17 protein-coding genes and 1 tRNA gene are annotated in these 18,742 nt (G+C 63.4%); 5 read left to right on the top strand and 13 right to left on the bottom strand.

Translation table 11 applies throughout. The features are described from left to right. Nucleotides 1–30: 30 nt before the first annotated feature. A complete protein-coding gene (mca, locus tag AB4068_RS13755; RefSeq protein WP_441433667.1) occupies nt 31–936 on the bottom strand; it encodes a mycothiol conjugate amidase Mca in 906 nt (301 codons plus the stop codon). Between the two features lie 126 nt (nt 937–1,062). Between mca and AB4068_RS13750 the strand changes: the two genes are divergently transcribed. Next, nucleotides 1,063–1,521 carry a DUF4307 domain-containing protein gene (locus AB4068_RS13750; RefSeq protein WP_306961158.1) on the top strand — a complete coding sequence of 153 codons (459 nt, stop codon included), beginning with the start codon at nt 1,063–1,065 and terminating at the stop codon, nt 1,519–1,521. Nucleotides 1,522–1,674: 153 nt separating this feature from the next. Further along, nucleotides 1,675–2,169, top strand: coding sequence for a transcription elongation factor GreA (gene greA / locus AB4068_RS13745; RefSeq protein WP_184736437.1), 495 nt, complete (start codon nt 1,675–1,677; stop codon nt 2,167–2,169). A 149-nt stretch (nt 2,170–2,318) separates the two neighbouring features. Here greA and ilvA read toward each other — a convergent pair whose 3' ends face one another. Genes ilvA through AB4068_RS13730 form a run of 3 tightly spaced genes read right to left on the bottom strand, consistent with a single transcriptional unit; the run spans nt 2,319 to nt 5,878 of the window. Then, nucleotides 2,319–3,557 carry a threonine ammonia-lyase gene (ilvA, locus tag AB4068_RS13740; protein WP_284990405.1) on the bottom strand — a complete coding sequence of 413 codons (1,239 nt, stop codon included), beginning with the start codon at nt 3,555–3,557 and terminating at the stop codon, nt 2,319–2,321. 3 nt (nt 3,558–3,560) lie between these two features. Beyond that, a complete protein-coding gene (locus tag AB4068_RS13735) occupies nt 3,561–4,886 on the bottom strand; it encodes an AI-2E family transporter (protein WP_284990403.1) in 1,326 nt (441 codons plus the stop codon). Nucleotides 4,887–4,927: 41 nt separating this feature from the next. Next, nucleotides 4,928–5,878, bottom strand: a complete 951-nt coding sequence (locus AB4068_RS13730; RefSeq protein WP_306961152.1) for an aldose 1-epimerase family protein — start codon at nt 5,876–5,878, stop codon at nt 4,928–4,930. 102 nt (nt 5,879–5,980) lie between these two features. Between AB4068_RS13730 and galT the strand changes: the two genes are divergently transcribed. Genes galT through AB4068_RS13715 form a run of 3 tightly spaced genes read left to right on the top strand, consistent with a single transcriptional unit; the run spans nt 5,981 to nt 9,572 of the window. Continuing rightward, nucleotides 5,981–7,114, top strand: coding sequence for a galactose-1-phosphate uridylyltransferase (galT, locus tag AB4068_RS13725; protein WP_284990401.1), 1,134 nt, complete (start codon nt 5,981–5,983; stop codon nt 7,112–7,114). Further along, on the top strand, nt 7,111–8,280 hold the full coding sequence (gene galK, locus AB4068_RS13720) for a galactokinase (protein WP_441433666.1): 1,170 nt from the start codon (nt 7,111–7,113) through the stop codon (nt 8,278–8,280). Before galT ends, galK begins: the two co-directional genes overlap by 4 nt. Nucleotides 8,281–8,333: 53 nt before the next feature. Next, on the top strand, nt 8,334–9,572 hold the full coding sequence (locus AB4068_RS13715) for an acetyl-CoA C-acetyltransferase (protein WP_284990399.1): 1,239 nt from the start codon (nt 8,334–8,336) through the stop codon (nt 9,570–9,572). 73 nt (nt 9,573–9,645) lie between these two features. On the opposite strand, the gene AB4068_RS13710 is transcribed toward AB4068_RS13715, so the two are convergent. The 9 genes from AB4068_RS13710 to AB4068_RS13670 form a co-directional block, all read right to left on the bottom strand. Further along, on the bottom strand, nt 9,646–10,593 hold the full coding sequence (locus tag AB4068_RS13710) for a Bax inhibitor-1/YccA family membrane protein (protein WP_441433665.1): 948 nt from the start codon (nt 10,591–10,593) through the stop codon (nt 9,646–9,648). A 132-nt stretch (nt 10,594–10,725) separates the two neighbouring features. Continuing rightward, on the bottom strand, nt 10,726–11,439 hold the full coding sequence (locus AB4068_RS13705) for an ABC transporter ATP-binding protein (RefSeq protein ID WP_284990397.1): 714 nt from the start codon (nt 11,437–11,439) through the stop codon (nt 10,726–10,728). After that, entirely contained in the window at nt 11,426–12,313 is an 888-nt protein-coding gene (locus AB4068_RS13700; RefSeq protein WP_059387972.1) for an ABC transporter ATP-binding protein, read from the bottom strand. The genes AB4068_RS13705 and AB4068_RS13700 overlap by 14 nt, the downstream gene beginning before the upstream one ends. Continuing rightward, nucleotides 12,310–13,509 carry a branched-chain amino acid ABC transporter permease gene (locus AB4068_RS13695; RefSeq protein WP_084784379.1) on the bottom strand — a complete coding sequence of 400 codons (1,200 nt, stop codon included), beginning with the start codon at nt 13,507–13,509 and terminating at the stop codon, nt 12,310–12,312. The genes AB4068_RS13700 and AB4068_RS13695 overlap by 4 nt, the downstream gene beginning before the upstream one ends. Beyond that, nucleotides 13,506–14,525 carry a branched-chain amino acid ABC transporter permease gene (locus AB4068_RS13690; RefSeq protein WP_059387973.1) on the bottom strand — a complete coding sequence of 340 codons (1,020 nt, stop codon included), beginning with the start codon at nt 14,523–14,525 and terminating at the stop codon, nt 13,506–13,508. Before AB4068_RS13690 ends, AB4068_RS13695 begins: the two co-directional genes overlap by 4 nt. A 78-nt stretch (nt 14,526–14,603) precedes the next feature. After that, nucleotides 14,604–15,833, bottom strand: coding sequence for a branched-chain amino acid ABC transporter substrate-binding protein (locus AB4068_RS13685; RefSeq protein ID WP_059387974.1), 1,230 nt, complete (start codon nt 15,831–15,833; stop codon nt 14,604–14,606). Between the two features lie 241 nt (nt 15,834–16,074). Then, nucleotides 16,075–16,148, bottom strand: a tRNA-Leu gene (locus tag AB4068_RS13680). A gap of 42 nt (nt 16,149–16,190) precedes the next feature. Then, nucleotides 16,191–17,111: an N-acetyltransferase gene (locus AB4068_RS13675; protein ID WP_284990395.1), complete on the bottom strand. Its 921-nt coding sequence runs from the start codon at nt 17,109–17,111 to the stop codon at nt 16,191–16,193. A gap of 130 nt (nt 17,112–17,241) precedes the next feature. Beyond that, complete coding sequence (locus AB4068_RS13670; RefSeq protein ID WP_441433664.1) at nt 17,242–18,687, bottom strand: NAD(P)/FAD-dependent oxidoreductase; 1,446 nt, start codon at nt 18,685–18,687, stop codon at nt 17,242–17,244. Nucleotides 18,688–18,742: the final 55 nt, after the last annotated feature.

The following is an 18,742-nucleotide window of genomic DNA, read 5'->3' as shown; positions in this document are numbered from 1 at the left end:
TTCTACGCTTGATAGAAATCGCCGGCGATCCTATCTTAGCCCTGCGAACAGGTCCTTTTCCGGCAGTTCGGCCGGGATCACGGAGTGGACCAGCGTGTAGTCCTCCCACGGCCAGGCCCTGCGCTGCATCTCCGGGGATACCGCGAAGAAGAAGCCGAGGGGGTCAATCTGCGTCCGATGCGCCCTGAGTGCGTCGTCACGGGCCTCAAAGTAGTCACCGCAATCCACTTGCGTGGTGGTCTGGTGCATAGGCCTCGGCGGAGTATGTCCTTCCGCGTCGGCTTCAAGCCAGGAGGCCAGGCGTTCGGCGTAGGGCGATTGCAGGCCCGCCTCTTCGAGCGCGAAATGCAAGGCCCGGAAGCGGTCGGGGCTGAAGGCGCGGTCGTAGTACAGCTTGCTGGGCGCCCAGCTATCGCCTGTCCCAGGGTAGCGTTCCGGGTCACCGGCTGCGTGGAAGGCTTCGACGGCAACCTTGTGGGCCATGATGTGGTCAGGATGCGGGTAGCCGCCGTTTTCGTCGTAGCTCACCATGACGTGCGGCTTGAAGTCGCGGACCAAGCGGACGAGCGGTGCCGAGGCCCGCTCAAGGGGCTGAAGCGCAAAGCAGCCGGCGGGCAGGGGTGGCAACGGATCGCCGTCGGGCAGTCCGGAATCCACGAAGCCCAACCAACGCTGCTTGATTCCAAGGACCGCGGCAGCTTGCTTCATTTCCAAACGGCGCGCGCCTGCCATGTCGCGCTTCGGGTGCGGGGCGGACTCCATGGCCGGGTTCTGGATGTCCCCGCGGGAACCGTCGGTGCAGGTAGCCACCATGACCTCCACGCCGGAAGCCGCATACATCGCCATGGTTGCCGCGCCCTTGCTTGACTCGTCGTCCGGGTGTGCGTGGACGGCGAGCAGCCGGAGCTGCGTGTCGGGGCTGGTGGATGTGCTCATCCGGTACGGTTCCTCTTTCCGGGTCATGCTGTTCTGGGTTTGCTGGTGCTGTACTGATCAGGTCTTTCTAACGCGTGCGACTCCGCTGTGGGCGAAGAGGCGCCGGAAGCCCACTAAACTGGGTGGGTGACTTCGGAAGACCCATCGGGCACGGCGCTGCCAGCGACTACCAGCCTAGCCAATCGCTACGGCAGCCAAAAGCGCGCCTTCGGAGGGAAAACCAAACGGAACATCGTCATCGCCGTCCTCCTCGTGGTCATCGGGCTCTTGTTTTGGGTCACTATGTCTTCCTCGCAATCGTCTGTGTCTTTCAAGGACATCGGTTACAGCGCCACTGATGCCACTCAGCTGTCGGTCGATTTCCAGGTCACAAAGAACCCGGATGCCACCGCAAAATGCGCGGTCAAGGCCATGGATTCCAAGTTCGCGGTGGTCGGCTGGAAAGTCGTTGAGATCGGCCCGAATGCCCCGAAGGCAGGGGCCGACGGTGGCCAGACAACCGCCCAAAGGGCCATCCTTCGCACGGAGTCCGAGGCCGTGTCCGCCGTCGTGGACAACTGCTGGATTGTCGACAGCAGCAAATAGCAACGGTGTGACCCGCGACTCAGTGAGCTTGGGTTTGTCCACAGGATTGACTACACTGGATCAATACCTTAACCCCGCTGAGTTGGTTGCTGAGTTCCACGAGTGGCCTGCACCGGCGGGGTCTTTGCTTGTCAGATCCATAAGGAGAAGTCCGTGTCGACCACCAACAGCGCGCCTGCAGCTTGGCTTACCCAGGACGCATTTGACCGCCTGAAGGCAGAGCTGGACCACCTTTCCGGCCCTGGCCGTGCGGAGATCGTACAGAAGATCGAAGCCGCCCGTCAGGAAGGCGACCTCAAGGAAAACGGTGGATACCATGCCGCCAAGGAAGAGCAGGGCAAGATCGAGGCCCGCATCCGCCAGCTGACCGTGCTCCTGCGCGACGCCCAGGTGGGCGAAGCTCCGGCCGATGATGGAATCGTCGAGCCCGGCATGCTCGTCGTCGCACGCATCGCCGGTGACGAAGAGACCTTCCTGCTCGGATCCCGTGAAATCGCCGGCGATTCCGATCTCAACGTCTTCAGCGAGAAGTCCCCGCTCGGCGTGGCGATCATGGGCCACAAGGAAGGCGACAAGATCAGCTACGTCGCCCCCAACGGCAAGGAAATTCCGGTGGAGATTGTTTCCGCCAAGCCGTTCGCCGGCTGATTATTCCGCGAAACAACGACGCCGGCCCACCCCTTCCTGGGGCGGGCCGGCGTTTTGCTTTGCGTTCCCCCCCAACTAGCTCGCAGTTGTTGTCGTTTTGAGGGCTCATAACGACAACAACTGCGAGTCAGTTGGGGTGGGCTACGGCGTCAGTGCACCACGATCGGGTGGAAGCCCTCGGCTCGAAGGGCTGCCAGGACCTGCTCGCTGTGTTCGTGGCCCTTGGTTTCCAGGTTGACGGTGATGGAGACGTCGCCCATGCTGATCGCGCCGCCCACCCGGGTGTGGTCCAGGCCGGTCACGTTGGCATCGTTTTCGGCGATGATGCGGGCAATGGTCGCCAAGGAACCGGGACGGTCATCCAGCATCATGCGCACGGTCATGTAGCGCCCCGCAGCCGAGAGGCCGCGCTGGATCACCTTGAGCATCAGCATGGGGTCGATGTTGCCGCCGGACAGGATGACGGCGGTGGTCCCCGGGTTCTCGATCTTGCCGTCCATGAGGGCTGCGACGCCGACAGCACCGGCCGGCTCGACCACCATCTTGGCGCGCTCCAGCAGGAAGATGAGGGCCCGGGCCAAAGAGTCTTCGCTCACCGTCACGACGTCGTCCACGAGTTCGCGGATGATGCTGAACGGCAGCTGGCCGGGGCGTCCGACGGCGATGCCGTCCGCCATGGTGGAAACCTTCTTGAGCGGCACCAAGGCGTCAGCGGCGAGCGACGGCGGGTAGGCGGCCGCGTTCTCGGCCTGCACGCCGATGATCCGGATCTCGCGTCCCAGCTCCCTGGCCCTCGCTTTGATCGCGACGGCGACTCCGGCCAGCAGGCCACCGCCACCGACGCCCATCAGGACCGTGTCGACGTTAGGGACCTGATCCAGGATTTCAAGCCCGACGGTGCCCTGGCCCGCCACGACGTCGACGTTGTCGAAGGGGTGGACGAAGACCGCGCCAGTTTCGTTCGCGTAGCGCTGCGCCTCGGCCAGGGCCTCATCCACGTTGTGTCCGTGCAGGACGACTTCGGCTCCGTGGCTGCGGGTTGCGGCAAGCTTCGGAAGCGCCACACCGAGCGGCATGTAGATGCGTGCCTTGATTCCGAGGCTTTTCGCCGCCACCGCAACGCCTTGCGCGTGGTTGCCTGCCGAAGCCGCCACCACGCCGCGCTTCTTTTCCTCGGGAGACAGGCGTGCCATCCGCACGTAGGCACCGCGGACCTTGAAGGAACCTGCCCGCTGGAGGTTCTCGCATTTGAAGAAGACCTCTCCGCCTACCATCGCTCCCAGGGCCCGTGAGGACTCGATGGGGGTCTTGGTAATAATGCCCTCGAGCAGCTCCTGCGCCTTAAGGACATCGTCCAGGGTGACGGGCAGGGTATCGAGGGTATTCACGGGTTAATCTCCTTTGTTGGTGTGCTGTGCGGCATCCTTGGCGAATGTCCGTTCCGCAGCCGCGTGCTGACCTGCGGCGCCTTCGCCGCTGTTGGACCGTGCGCCCGCGTTGGCGCCGGGACCGTGGATTTCCTTGATGGTGGGTTCCTCATCGGAGTCCGGTGGTGCAATCCCTGCGCCGGCGTACGCCGTCATCAGTCCTTCATCATGTTCCCACGTCCGCGCTGCAATATAGCGAACCGCCGTATTTGCTACGGCGAGGAGCGGGACGGCAAAGAGCGCTCCCGGGATTCCGGCCAGGTAGGAACCGGCGGCGACCGACAAGATGACGGCGACCGGGTGCAGCGATACGGCCTTGCCCATGATGAGCGGCTGGAGGATATGGCTTTCAAGCTGCTGCACGAACAGGACGATGGCCAACATGACGAGCGCGTTGACGGGACCATTCGCCACCAAGGCCAGGAGCACCGCGATGGCTCCCGTCACGAGGGCGCCGACCACCGGGATGAACGAGCCGATGAACACCAACACACCCAGGGGCAGGGCGAGGGGAACCTGGATAATCGCTGCGCCGACGCCGATCCCCACCGCGTCCACGAACGCAACGAACATCTGGATGCGCACGTAGCTGACCATGGACGACCAACCGCGCCGGCCCGCGCCATAGGCCGCTGCGCGTGCGGTCCGGGGCAGGAGCCCGACGATGAACCGCCAGATCCTGGACCCCTCGAGGAGGAAAAAGATTAGGATGAAGAGGGCCAGGACCATGCCCGCGGCAAAATGCCCGGCGGTACTACCGAAGGACAGGGCACCGCTGAGGATGCTGCTGCTGTTGTTCTGCAGGGCCGAGGTGGCGCTCTGGATGTAGGTGTCGATCTGGTCCGCGGTCAGGTGCAGCGGGCCGTCAGCGAGCCAGGCCTGGATTTGCTGGATGCCCGTGAGCGCTTCCTGCCACAGCTCGCCGAATCCCACAGCGAGTTGCCGTCCCACCAACGCCAGGGCTCCCGCGATGACCCCGAGAAACCCCACCACTGTGATGGCAACGGCCGCTCCTTGGGGCATCTTGAGCTTCCTGAGCCACCCCGTGACCGGGTAGAGCAAGCCTGCCAGGAGGGAGGCGACCATGAGCGGGATGATCAGGAAGCTGACCTTCCCCAACAGCCAAATAAGGGCTCCAACGACCACCAATATGAGGCCCACCCGCCATGCCCACGCGGCAGCAATCCGGACTCCGTACGGGATGTCCTGCGCAATGTGATGCTCCGACACCTGCCTGGGCGCGGCCGAAACGGGCTCACTCGATGGCGTGGCGTCCTGTGCTGGCGTCATTCACCCATAATTCCGCAGGGAGCGCCCGATAGGAAACCCATCTACAGCGCGCCCACGATTCCCCACCTCATAGTGAAGGTCTCCCCCGGTTCGAGCCACCGGAGGCCGTCGCCCGAGTTGAACGCGTTCGCCGGACCGGTCATGGGCTCAATCGCCACCGCTTTCGAGCGGCCCGGAAAAGTATCCGTGACGAAGATGTGGACGTAGGCGCAGTTTTCGTCCTGCTCCAAGGAGACGCTTCGGCCATCCGGCGCCGACAGCGTTTGGCGGGCGATGCCGCCGTCGAACTCCAAATCCGTGAACGCCACGTCGACATCCAGGCCACCCACACTCCGGCCGGCGCCAAAATCAAAATCACCGTCGACAGGCACCGAACTACGCGGGATCAGCCGCTCGTCGGCCACGAGCCGCGTACCGGCGTGGACAGTCAGGACCATCTCTTCCGGCGGAACGTCCCCTACACGCAAATACGGGTGCGCCCCGAGGACGAAGGGCGCGGGGGCCGCCGAATCATTGATGAAACTCTGGGAGACCCGAAGCGCCAGCCCGGCGTCGATCTCGTAGTGGACCTGATGCCGGGCCAGGAAGGGGTAGCCGTGCTGTGGGAAGATCACGGCTTCGAGGGTCACGGAGAATTCGTCTTCCGCCACGAGGGCGTAGGACGAGTTGCGCAGGAGCCCGTGGCTGGCGTTGTTGCGGGACACCTCCGTGATGTCCAGTTGCTGCTTTTTGCCGTCGAGGTACCAGATCCCGTCCTCGATCCGGTTGGCCCACGGGGCGAGGGTAATTCCGGTGGCCCCGGGCGGAAGTTGCGCGTCGCCGTAGCTCTCGGTGAGCTGGACGCCGTCGCGGCTGAACAACCGCAAGCCCGCGGCGAGCTCGGTGACGACGGCGAGTGCGTCACCGCGGCGGATCTCGAATTGGCGTCCGCTGGCAAAGCGGCGGGATACGGTCTCTTCGCCCGGTGTCGAAGACGGTGTTGTGGGAGGCATGGCACCACCGTACTGCATCCCATGTGTTGCTTGGCTTCACCCTCAATGTTCTTTTTTGTTAGATATTTTGCCTTTTTGAGCACTCTGTGGCACCATAAATCCATGACTCGCCTTACCAGCACACGCCTCGCCGATGGCCGGGAGCTGATCTATTTCGACGACGCCGGCTCGCCGGAGCGCGATCCCGGCTCGCTGACGGATCACCGTGAGCTGCCGCAGCGCGCCGATCCGGGCGAGTTGCGCTACGACGCGCTGAGCGGCGAATGGGTCGCCGTGGCGGCACACCGCCAAAGCCGCACCCACCTGCCACCGGCAGACCAATGTCCCATCTGCCCCACCACCCCCGCGAACCCTTCCGAAATCCCGGCGCCGGACTACGACGTCGTGGTGTTCGAGAACCGCTTCCCCTCACTGGGGCCGGCGGTCGGCATGATCCCGGGCATGCCCGCTTGGGGAACCTCCGGCCCTGCATACGGCCGCTGCGAAGTTGTCTCATTCACGCCCAGCCACACCGGATCCTTTGCCGAGCTTGGCGAAACCAGGGCACGCACGGTCGTCGAAGCCTGGGCGCACAGGACTGAGGCGCTCAGCGCCCTTCCCGGAATCCAGCAGGTGTTCCCGTTCGAAAACCGGGGCGCTGACATCGGGGTAACCCTTCACCACCCGCACGGACAGATCTACGCCTACCCCTACGTCACGCCGCGGGCGGCCAGCCTTGGCGCCGCCGCCGGCCGGTACTTCGACGACTCCAAGGGCCGGGAATCGCTCACGTCCTCGATCCTCAAGGCCGAACGCCAGGACGGGAGCCGCATGGTGCTCGAAGCCGAGCACTTCAGCGCCTACGTGCCGTTCGCCGCCCGCTGGCCGCTGGAGGTGCATCTCGTCCCGCATCGGCAAGTTCCCGACCTCGCCGCTTTGAGCGGCGAAGAACGCGACGAACTAGCCCACGTCTACCTTGAATTGCTCAAGCGCATGGACGCCCTGTATCCGACTCCCACACCGTACATTTCCGCTTGGCACCAGGCACCCCTGGATCCCGCCTTGAGACCGTCCGGCCACCTGCACCTGCAACTCACCTCCCCACGCCGTGCCGCCGACAAGCTCAAGTACCTTGCCGGTTCCGAGGCCGCCATGGGAGCCTTCATCAACGACACCACGCCCGAATCGGTGGCCGAACGGCTGCGCGCCGTCGCCAGCGATTCCCAGCGCGCTATTCCGGAAGGGGCCCCAGCATGACCTCCACTCCCGACGCCCCCGCCGTGGGCGCCCTCTCCGGGCTTTTCGAGTCGACTTTCGGTTCAGCCCCCGACGGCGTGTGGCAGGCACCGGGACGCGTGAACCTGATCGGCGAGCACACCGATTACAACGAAGGTTTCGTGTTGCCTTTCGCCATCGACAAGACCGCGAAGGTTGCAGTCCGGATCCGCCATGACTCACGCGTCCGGCTGTTGTCGACCTTCGGCGGGCAAGGCCTCGTCGAAGCCGACGTCGACGCGTTGGTTCCCGAAGCGGCCAAAGGCTGGACGAAGTATCCGCTCGGCGTCGCCTGGGCCTTGCAACAGCGCGGCGTCCTTGTCCCGGGCTTCGACCTCCTCATGGATTCGGATGTCCCGCTGGGCGCGGGGCTGTCCTCCTCGCACGCCATCGAATGCGCCGTCATCTCCGCCCTCAACGAGCTAACGGGCGCGGGACTGGGCGCCGAAGACATGGTCCTCGCAACGCAGAGGGCCGAGAACGACTTCGTGGGCGCCCCTACCGGAATCATGGACCAGTCGGCGTCGCTTCGCGGGTCAAAGGGCCATGCGGTCTTCCTGGACTGCCGCGACCAGAGCGTGCAACTAGTCCCCTTCGACGCCCAGGAGGCCGGACTCGTTCTGCTGGTCATCGACACCAAGGTCTCCCATTCACATGCCGACGGCGGTTATGCCTCGCGTCGTGCTTCCTGCGAACTCGGGGCCCAGGTACTGGGGGTCCCGGCCCTGCGCGACGTCGGCATCGGCGACCTGGAGGAAGCCAGCGGCCTCCTGGACAGAATCACGTTCCGGCGGGTGCGGCACATCGTCACGGAAAACGACCGCGTGCTGCAGACCGTGGAGCGCCTCACCACGGAGGGCCCCGCCCACATCGGCAGGCTCCTGGATGCGAGCCATGCGTCCATGCGCGATGACTTCGAGATCTCCTGTCCGGAACTGGATCTCGCGGTGGAAACCTCCCGAGCCCACGGTGCCATCGGCGCCCGGATGACGGGCGGCGGCTTCGGCGGCTCGGCCATCGCCCTCACCCCGGTGGGCCACGAGCAGGAGGTGCGCGACGCCGTCGTACGCGCCTTCGCGGCGGCCGGTTTCACGACGCCGGACATCTTCACCGTGACCCCGGCCGCCGGGGCCACACGACTCGCCTGAGGTCCGTGCATCCGCCGCCTTTCGGCGGGCCGGCCCCGGCGTAAGCTGGGGGCATGACTGAGGCCGTCATCGTTTCCACCGCCAGAAGTCCTATTGGACGGGCCTTCAAAGGGTCACTCAAGGACGAACGTCCCGACGACCTCGCGGCGGCCATGGTGACTGCCGCGCTGGCGAAGATTCCGGCTTTCGATCCAGGGGCACTAGACGGCCGCGGGCTCGATGACCTCTACCTTGGCTGCGCCGAGCCCAGCGGCGAGGCCGGCTCGAACATGGCCAGGGTGGTGACCGTCCTGGCCGGCCTGGACACCGTCCCCGCGGCCACGATCAACCGCTTCTGCGCCTCGAGCCTGCAAACTCTGCGGATGGCCTTCCACGCCATCAGCTCCGGAGAAGGCCACGCCTTCGTCTCGGCGGGGGTCGAATCGGTGTCCCGCTACCAGAACTGGGTCGGGGCAGGGGAAACCGACACCAGCGTGCACAACCCCCTGTTTGAAGCCGCGCGCGCCCGTACGGCCGCCCGGGCCGCGTCCAACACCCCGTGGACGGATCCCCGCATGGGAGGACGGATGCCGGACGTCTACATCGCGATGGGACAGACCGCGGAAAACGTCGCCACGAGCCACGGAATCAGCCGGGCCGAGCAGGATCTGTGGGCGGTCCAGAGCCAGAACCGTGCCGAGGCGGCCATCTCCTCCGGTTTCTACGCCCGCGAGATCACGCCGTACACCCGCAAAGACGGGACCGTCGTCGAGCGCGACGATTCACCTCGCGCCGGCGTCACCCTTGAAGCGGTCAGCGCCTTGGAGCCGGTCTTCCGCAAGGAAGGGACCGTGACCGCCGGGAATGCCTGCCCGCTCAACGATGGCGCCGCCGCCGTGGTGGTCATGAGCGATTTCCGGGCCCGGGAGCTTGGCCTCGAGCCGCTGGCACGCATCGTCTCGACGGGAGTCAGCGCCCTTTCCCCGGAACTCATGGGCATGGGTCCCGTGGAGTCGTCGCGCCGGGCCTTGGCACTGGCGGGGCTGAGCATGGCGGACATTGACCTCGTGGAACTCAACGAAGCCTTCGCCGTCCAGGTGGTAGCGAGCGCCCGCGAACTCGGCATCGATCCGGAGAAACTTAACGTCCACGGCGGAGCCATCGCCCTTGGCCATCCCTTTGGCATGACAGGCGCCCGGATGACCACCACTTTGCTCAATGGCCTCCGGGAACGGGACTGCACCTTGGGACTGGCGACCCTGTGTGTCGGTGGCGGGCAGGGCATGGCGGTGGTCTTCGAGCGTCTGTCTTAACCGCACCGGAAAGACACGTAGTGCCTCTGAAGACGGATCTTCAGGGGCACTACGCTCAACAAATCCTGGGAGCTTAGTCGTCGCCGCGCAGGATCGCCAGCAGGCGGATGATCTCCACGTACAGCCACACGAGCGTCACGGTCAGGCCGAAAGCGGCCGTCCAGGAGTATTTCTCCGGAGCGCCCTGCCGGACACCCTGTTCGATGCTCGTGAAGTCCATGACCAGTGAGAACGCGGCCAGGCCGATAGCCAGGATGCCGATGAAAACGCCCAACGGGATGCCGAAGATGTGCACGCTGCTGCTCAGGCCGAACGGCGACTGGACTGCGCCCGTCCACACCAGGACCATATTGATCACTGCGAAGACGAGGTAGCCGAGCATGGCGATCATGAAGAAGCGAACAGCCTTGGGGGTGGCACGCACCTTGCCGCTCTTGAAGAGAGCCAAGGTCACGCCGAACACCGCAAGGGTGCCAATGACAGCTTGCAGGCCGACGCCCGGGAACATTCCGTCCAGGAGGCGGGTCAGGCCTCCGAGGAACAGACCCTCAAGTCCGGCATACGTCAGGATCAGTGCCGGGGACGGCTGCTTCTTGAAGGAGTTGACCATGCCCAACGCGAAGCCGCCCAAGGCGCCGACAATCATCAGGAGATTCGCGGTTCCCGGAGCAACGAACAACGTGACCGCCGCGCCAAGCAGCAGCACCGCAAGGCACGCTGCAGTCTTGACGATGACGTCGTCGAAAGTCATACGGCCGGTCTCGGCCGGACCGGCTGCGGGCTGGTTGTACATCTCCTGCAGCTGATCGCTCGTCATGGGCGGCTGTGCCGCCCAGGCAGGCTGGCCGTACTGGGGCTGGCCATACTGGGGCTGGCCATACTGGGGCTGGCCGTATTGGGGCTGGCCGTACTGGGGCTGGCCGTATTGGGGCTGGCCGTGGGTGTAGCTGGGAACGGGCGGAGCCTGTGTGGCTCCACGGAAATTCTTTCCGTTGAAGATCGGGTTGCCGCCGAGTGCCATGGTGGATGTCCTTCTTGCTGTGGGTGCGAAGTGATAGTTCACGCTACCAATTCCCACGCTTGGTCCGCACCGAAAGTTCCACCGCCGCCGATGCCGGCACCCTCCGCGTTGCGAGGGTGCCGGCACACGGGGCTATCCGACGCCGAGGTACGCTTCCTTGACCGCCGGGTTGGCGAGCAGTTCCTTGCCGGTGCCCCTGTGCGTAATTGACCCGGTTTCCAGGACAAAAGCACGGTGTGCACGGGCCAGGGCCTGGTTGGCGTTTTGCTCCACCAGAAGCACCGTGGTGCCCTGGTTGTTGATCTCGGTGACAATCTTGAAGATCTGGCGGATGAACTGCGGAGCCAGCCCCATGGAAGGTTCATCCAGGAGCAACAGCTTGGGGTTGGACATCAGGGCCCGGCCAATCGCGAGCATCTGTTGTTCGCCACCGCTCATGGTGCCGCCAAACTGCTTGATACGTTCCTTCAACCGCGGAAACAGGTCGAAGACTCGCTCCAAATCGTCTGCAACCTTGGTCCGGTCCTTGCGGCCGTAGGAACCCATGTCAAGGTTCTCCTCCACCGTCATGCCGGGGAAAATTCCCCGACCCTCAGGCGCCTGCGAAATGCCCTGGACGACGCGGATGTGCGCTTTCATCCTGGTGATGTCCTTGCCGGCGAACGTGATGGAGCCGGCCGACGGAGCCAGCAATCCGGAGATGGTCCTCATGGTGGTGGTCTTGCCGGCACCATTTGCCCCGATGAGCGAGACGATTTCGCCTTCCTCCACGCTGAATGACATGTCGGAAATGGCTTGGATCCGGCCATAGTGGACGGATATGTTCTTCAGCTCAAGCAAGGTCATCTTCAGGCTCCCCGAGATAGGCGGAAATAACTTTCGGGTCATCGCGGATAATCTTCGGCACCGCATCCGCGATCTTTTTCCCGAACTCCAGGACCACGATCCGGTCGGTCACCCCCATGACCAACTTCATGTCGTGCTCAATGAGCAGGACCGTGTAGCCGTCGTCACGAATGGTCCGGATCAGGGCCATGAGCTCTTCTTTTTCCGCCGGATTGAACCCTGCTGCGGGCTCGTCCAAGCACAGGACTTTGGGATCAGTCGCAAGTGCGCGCGCGATTTCCAGGCGGCGCTGGTAACCGTAAGGCAAGTGCCGTGACAAGAAGTGGGCATGATCGGCGATGCCCACGAACTCAAGCAATGCCATGCCGCGTTCAATGGCGGTTTTCTCTTCCCGGACATGGGTGGGCAGACGGAAGAGCGCTCCGCCGACACTCGTGCGGTGGCGTGCATCGAGGCCGACAACCACGTTTTCCAAAGCGGTCATCTCACCAAAAAGGCGGATGTTCTGGAAGGTCCTCGCCAGGCCACGCCTGGTGATCCGGTGCTGCGGCAGTCCGTTGAGCAATTGTCCTTCGAGCAGGACCTTTCCGGACGTCGGCTTATAGACACCTGTCATGGCATTGAAACAAGTGGTCTTACCGGCACCGTTGGGGCCGATGAGACCGAGGATTTCGCCTCTGTTGATATCAAACGTGACATTGTCCAGAGCCGTCAGGCCGCCGAATTTGATGGTGAGGTCTTGGACCTGCACCAAGGCTTCGCCCACTTTGGTGACGATGTCCCTCTCAGGGGCCACCTTCTCGGCGACTTCGAGGTCCACACCCTGTTCCTTGAGTGCCTCTACATCAATATCCGGTTCGATCGCTTCACTCATTTGTCAGCCCCCTTTCCCGGTTCCAGGACGACTTTGCCCGAAGCAGGAATGTCGCCCATGGCACCCTTGAGTTTGTTGTACGCCAGGCGGCCGTAGGCGAGGAGGCTTTGGCGTGCGGGCAGAAGGCCACCGGGGCGGAAGATCATGATGACCACCAGCGCCGCGCCAAAGATCAGATACTTGAACTCGGCAATCGCGGTGAAACGGAGTGGAATATATGCCACCAACGCGCCGCCGAGAATCGCACCGACCTTGTTCCCCGTGCCGCCCATGACAACGGCAGCGACGAACAGGATGGACGTGGCGATATCGAACTTCTGGTTGTTCACAAAGCCCACTTGCCCGGCAAACAAGGCACCCGACAGCCCGCCAACGGAAGCGCCGATGGCAAAAGCCCACACCTTGTACTTGAAGGTCGGGACGCCCATGATTTCCGCGGCATCTTCATCCTCGCGGATGGCAATCCAGGCGCGTCCCACGCGGCTGCGCTCCAGGTTTCCCGCGGCCAAAAGCACCACGATGATGATGGACAGCGTCAGCCAGTACCACGGGGTTCCGTTCGAGTTCTGGAAAATTGTTTGCCCGCTTGAATCCGTTCCCGGAGGGTGGCCAACGTTCTGGAAGCCAACCTGGCCTTTCATCGCCGGAATAATCGTGGCCAAAATGCGCACGATTTCACCGAAGCCGAGCGTGACGATAGCCAGGTAGTCGCCGCGAAGGCGAAGCGTAGGCACACCGAGGACCACTCCGAAGAACATGGCGACTGCCATCGCCAGCGGGAGCGTCCACAAGTAGGGAATGTGCACATACGGCGAATCCGGGCTGGTAAACATTGCCGCCGTGTAGGAACCCAGGGCGAAAAATGCCACATAGCCCAAGTCGAGGAGGCCCGCATAGCCGACCACCACGTTCAAGCCCACAGCCACCAGGGCATAAACAGACATTTGCGCGAGCGCGATTTGCCAATTGTTGCCTGGTTCCGTCGTGATCAACGGCGGGTTGAGGATGGGGAGCAAGTACGCAATGACCACGACGACGATGAGGATCAGCCATTGGGTTTGGCGCGGGAGCGCGTTCCATTTGTCGCTGAGTCCCGGGAACCAGCCTTTGCGGCGCCGCATTTTGGCTTCGCGGTCCGCAATTTCCTGTGCCGAAGCATCATCGGGAATAAGTGTGGGGCCGTCTGTTGTGCTCATGCCTTACTCTTTCCTAGCGAGCTACCCAAGACACCTTCGGGTCGCACAATCAATACCAACACCAGGACCACGAACGCGACCACGTCGGTCCATTGGGAACTGCCCAGGAGCACCTGGCCGTAGTTGCCGATCAAACCGATCAGCAGGCCGCCCAGCAAAGCGCCGCGCACATTGCCGATGCCTCCGAGGACAGCGGCCGCGAAGGCCTTGACGCCGAGGATGAATCCGCCGTTGTATTGCACGCCGGACGGGATTTTCATCACGTAGAACAAGGCGGCTGCGCCGGCCAGGATCCCTCCGATGATGAAGGTGGTCACGATGATCTTTTCCTTGTTGACACCCATCAAAGTTGCGGTATCCGGGTCCTGCGCAACGGCACGGATGCCCCGGCCGGTCCGGGACCGCCTGATGAACTGGTCGGTGGCGATCATGAGGATAATCGCTGCGACCACGATCACCACCTGCTGCGAATCGACGATCGTCCCGAAGACGTCGAAAATCGGGAGCGGCCTGAACATCGTCAGCGCAGCCTCCGGGCTCGGTCCGCGCCACCAGTAGATGGTGTACTGAATGGCGAAGGAAACACCGATGGCGGTAATCAAGAATGCCAGGCGGGGCGCCTTGCGCTGCCGCAAAGGTTTATAGGCCACCCGTTCCACGATCACTGCCATCAAGGCTGAGGCGATGATGGCGACAACGAGGGCGAGGACAAGATTTCCCACGATGGCCCAAAAGGCCAGCCTCGGAGCAGAGGGCCCGAAATTCAGCGCGCTGAGGGTAAAGAACACCCCGTAACAGCCCGTGATGAACACTTCGGAGTGGGCAAAGTTGATGAGGTTGAGAACGCCGTAGACGAGGGTATAGCCGAGGGCTACCAACGCGTAAATTGCCCCGAAGGTCAACCCGTCAAAGGTAGAACTCCAGAAATTTTCGGTAAAGGAGTTTACGTCGAAGGTGATCCACGTATCGTCCATGGGAACCGAGTGGAGCAGGTTGGGAATTACTTCACTGATCATGGCACTTCCTGATGTAATCAAAAGAAATGCTGGGGGTCGGCATGGATGCTAACCCCCAGCATTCATCTGGGCTCGGTGTTATTTTCCGATGACGCCGATGGGAACGATCTTGCCGTTCTCAACTTTGTAGCCGTAAACATCAGGCGTTGCCAGTTCGCCGGTTGAATCCCACTTGTAGTGCTTCGACAGGCCGTCTGCATCGTAGGACTTGACCCAGGAAAGAAGGTCCGCGCGGGACTGCTTGCCCTTGTCGATACCGGAGAGCAGGACCGTGGCTGCGTCGTAACCTTCAATGGAGTAGGTTCCGGGCTCAGCGTTGGCAAGCTTCTTGTACTCGGACTCGAAGCTCGGGATCAGCTCGCCGGGGATGCACGGGCAGGTGAAGTACGAGTTCGACGACGCGTCGCCGGCCTGCTTGATGAACTGGTCATCCTTCACGCCATCCGGGCCCACGAAGGAGCCGGTGAATCCCTTTCCAACCAGCTGCTGGTCGAAGGGAGCGCCTTCTGCGTAGTAGCCCGCGTAGTAGACGGTGTCTGCCTTGGCGTTCATGATCTTGGAGATCACGGCCGAGAAGTCCTTCTGGCCTGTGACAACCTTGTCGGACCCCACCATCGCGGAGCCCAGGGCCGCGGAGGTTGTGGTTCCCAAACCGATGCCGTAGTCAGAGTCGTCCTGGACGAGGTAGACCTTCTTGGCCTGCAGCTTGTCCGTGAGGAACTTCGCTGCGGCCGGACCCTGGACGGCGTCATTGCCGAGGGCCCGGAAGAAAGTGGTCCAGCCGTTCTTCGTCAGGCTCGGGTTGGTTGCGGAGGGCGTGATGTGCACCAAGCCCTTCTGCTCGAAGATGTTGCCGGTGGCCTTGGATTCTCCCGAGAAGGGCAAGCCCACCACTCCGATGATGTCCGGCTCGGACACGATCTGCGTTACCGGGCCAGTGGCCTTGTTCGGATCGCCTTCAGTATCGAATTTCTTGAACTGGACCTGGCAGCCGGGGTTCGCGGTGTTGTGCTGGTTGATGGCCAGTTGGATGCCGTTGAAGATGTTGATACCCAGCTGGGCGTTGGGTCCTGTCTCGGCACCGGCATAGGCAAGGGTGGTGGTTGACGGGCAATTTGCCTTGCCATCGCCTGCAGGCAAAACAGCTCCGGCAGGAACGTCGACTTTGGAAATCGCAGGGATATTGATCCTGCCGCCGCCACCCGAGGTTTCGGTGCCGCTAGGGGCAGTCTGATTCGCACAGCCCGCCACCAGCATGCCGAGGGTGGCTGCTGCTGCAATCGCCGAAATGACTTTCTTCCTGTACATAAATAGCCTCCGCGGTGCGTCTGATTCGTGGTCATTCGCCCGAAGTCACTTTCACTTCGAACATGTTCCATGAGAGTACTACCAAATATGTGTCCTAGAACACATATACGCAGGTCAGGATCTAATAACGGTGTGTCGCTGTCCAGTCCGGACGGCCCTTCACATGAACGCGGGGTTAAATTCCTGTCACGGCACAGCTTGGCGCAACAAGTAGGGCCGCGGGGTTCGCATTTCGCATGCGTGCCCCAGGTGGGACTCGAACCCACAACACGCGGATTTTAAGTCCGCTGCCTCTGCCAATTGGGCTACTGGGGCGCCCGGATAATGGTAACCCAGTGCACCCCCCTCTTTCGTCTCCTAGAGCCGTTCAAACGGCGCGGCATAACGGAAGGTTCCACTGACGCCGTCGGGCCATGCTTTGAGGGGCAACAGTTGGAAATGGTCTCCCCACCCGGCGTCGGGGGCCACCACGCCCAGCGTGCGCGCGGGCAGGAATCCAAAGCGCGGATAGTACTCGGGGCTGCCCAGCAGGGCGATGCCCGGTTCGCCCGCTTCGTCGGCCCGTCGAGCGGTTTCCCGCAAGAGGGCAGATCCGATGCCGCGCCGCTGCAGGTGCGGTTCGACGCTGATGGGGCCAAGCCCCAAAAGCCGGAGCTCCCCTATCCAGCCGCGGGTACTGATGACGTGGCCCACGATCTCACCGGCAATCTCGGCCACGATGCTGAACTCCGGCAGGTACTCATCGCACTCGAAGAGTTCACGCAGGAGCTTCACTTCGGCCGGGACCCCGTCGACGGGCAGCCCGGTGACCGGACTGGTGGAAAAGGCGGCAGCCGTGAGCGCCAGCACGGACTCGCGGTCATCCTGCCGCTCCGTTCGCAGCACCACGCCTTGGCCCAGCAGCTTAAGGACTTCCATGGCGCGCCCGCGCTCGGCGGATGGAACCAACAGGTGGTCGTGATGGAACCCTGCCAGGACGTTGCAACTGATACCAGCGGCCGTGAGGGCGGAGCTGACGGCCGCTGTGAGCCCCACGGCGTCCAAGGCAGAGTGGATTTGAAGAGTGATCCACGCCGCCACAAAGTCGTAGGACAGTCCCAGGCGTCCGGCTTCTTCACGGCGCAGGACCACCGTGAGGCCCTCCGCTTCGCGGACAGCGGCTTCGATATTGCCCTCAAGCGCTTTGCCGTGCGGCCACAACGCGTACACGTAGTCGCCGTCCCGAAGGACGGGGTGCATTGATCCCAGGAGGGTCGTCAGATCGCTTTCGCCTGCCATGCTGCAAGTCTAGGACCCGCCGTCGCCGGCCATGCCTGCACCGCCGTCGCGGACGGGCCGCGAGTTAAACGACGACGGCGGCCGCTCCCGCGTGGGAACGACCGCCGTCGGCGGGACTGCTTGGGGTTCGCTACTTGGAGTCAGCCGTGACCGGAGCCTTGGCTTCGGCGGGCTCAGCGGCCGGCGCAGGTGCGGCGGCCGGCTTGGGAGCCGGGGTGGCCGCGGCCACGAAGGCTCCACGCGGGTTGTCGAGGTCCAGCAGCTGGGTGGTGTCGCGGCCCATCGTCATGCCCAGGATCCAGTTGAAGATCACGCGGACCTTGCGCTCACCGGTGGGGATGGCCAGGCCGTGGTAGCCGCGGTGGGCCAGCCAGGCGAGTCCACCCTTGAGGCCGATACGGCCCAGGATGTTGATGTTGGCAACGCCCTTCCATTCGCCGAAGCCGGCAACCGCACCGAGGTTCTTGTGCTTGTAGTCGCCCATGGGCTTGTCCCAGCGGGAGGCCCACAGGTTCTTGGCGAGGCGCTTGGCCTGACGCAGCGCGTGCTGGGCGTTCGGAACGCAGGTGCCGTCCGGCAGGCCGCTGCCCGTGAGGTCCGGGACGGCAGCGATGTCGCCGGCTGCCCAGGCGTTGTCGATGATGCCTTCGTCGCCCGCAATGCGCAGGTCCGGGAGGACACGGACACGTCCGCGCGGCTCGAGCGGGAAGTCGGTGGAACGGATCATCGGGTTGGCCTGCACGCCTGCAGTCCACACGAGGGTGTCGGCTTCGAACTCCTGGGCAGGCGTCTTGTCCGGCAGGTTGATGAGCTTGAGGCTTCCCTCTGCGTTGTCGAGGGAGGTGTTGAGCAGGACCTCGATGCCGCGGCTGCGCAGGTGTTCGACAACCCACTCTGCCTGGGCTGCGGTGACCTCGGGCATGATGCGGCCCATGGCTTCGACGAGAACGAAGCGGACCTCTTCCTGGCGGATGCGCGCGTTGTTCTTGACGGCAGCGCGGGCGAGGTCTTCCATCTCGGTGATGCACTCGATACCTGCGAAACCGCCACCCACGACCACGAAGGTCAGGGCCTTGGCGCGTTCGGCGGCGTCCGTCATGGTGGAGGCAACCTCGATGCGCTCAAGGACCTTGTTGCGCAGGGCGACCGCTTCTTCGATGGTCTTCAGGCCAATGCCTTCGTCAGCGAGGCCCTTGATGGGGAACGTCCGGGTGATGGCGCCGGCGGCAACCACGACGTCGAAGTACGGGATCTCGAAAGGCTCTCCACCGTCGGCCGGAGCAACAACGGCGGTGCGGTTCTTGTGGTCGATGCTGGTGACGCGGCCCTGGATGAGTTCCGTCTGCTTGAGGTGCTGGCGGTGCGAGACGACGGCGTGGCGTGCCTCGATGTTGCCGCCGGCCACTTCGGGGAGGAAGGGCTGGTAGGTCATGTAGGGAAGGGGATCAACGACGGTGACGATGCCGCCGGCGTTCGCGATCTTCTTCTGCAGCTTGAGTGCTACGTACAGGCCGACGTATCCGCCGCCGACAACGAGAACACGGGGACGGTCAATGAGCTCAGGGGTGGTTGCCATAAGAATAGAGTACAGCACCTTGTGAAAATCTTCACTAACTATTTCCCGACGCTAC

The organism is Arthrobacter sp. 2RAF22 (genome assembly GCF_052115325.1).
GTDB lineage: Bacteria > Actinomycetota > Actinomycetes > Actinomycetales > Micrococcaceae > Arthrobacter.
Note: the sequence above shows the minus strand (reverse complement) of the source record. Positions and strands in the feature narration are given on the sequence as shown.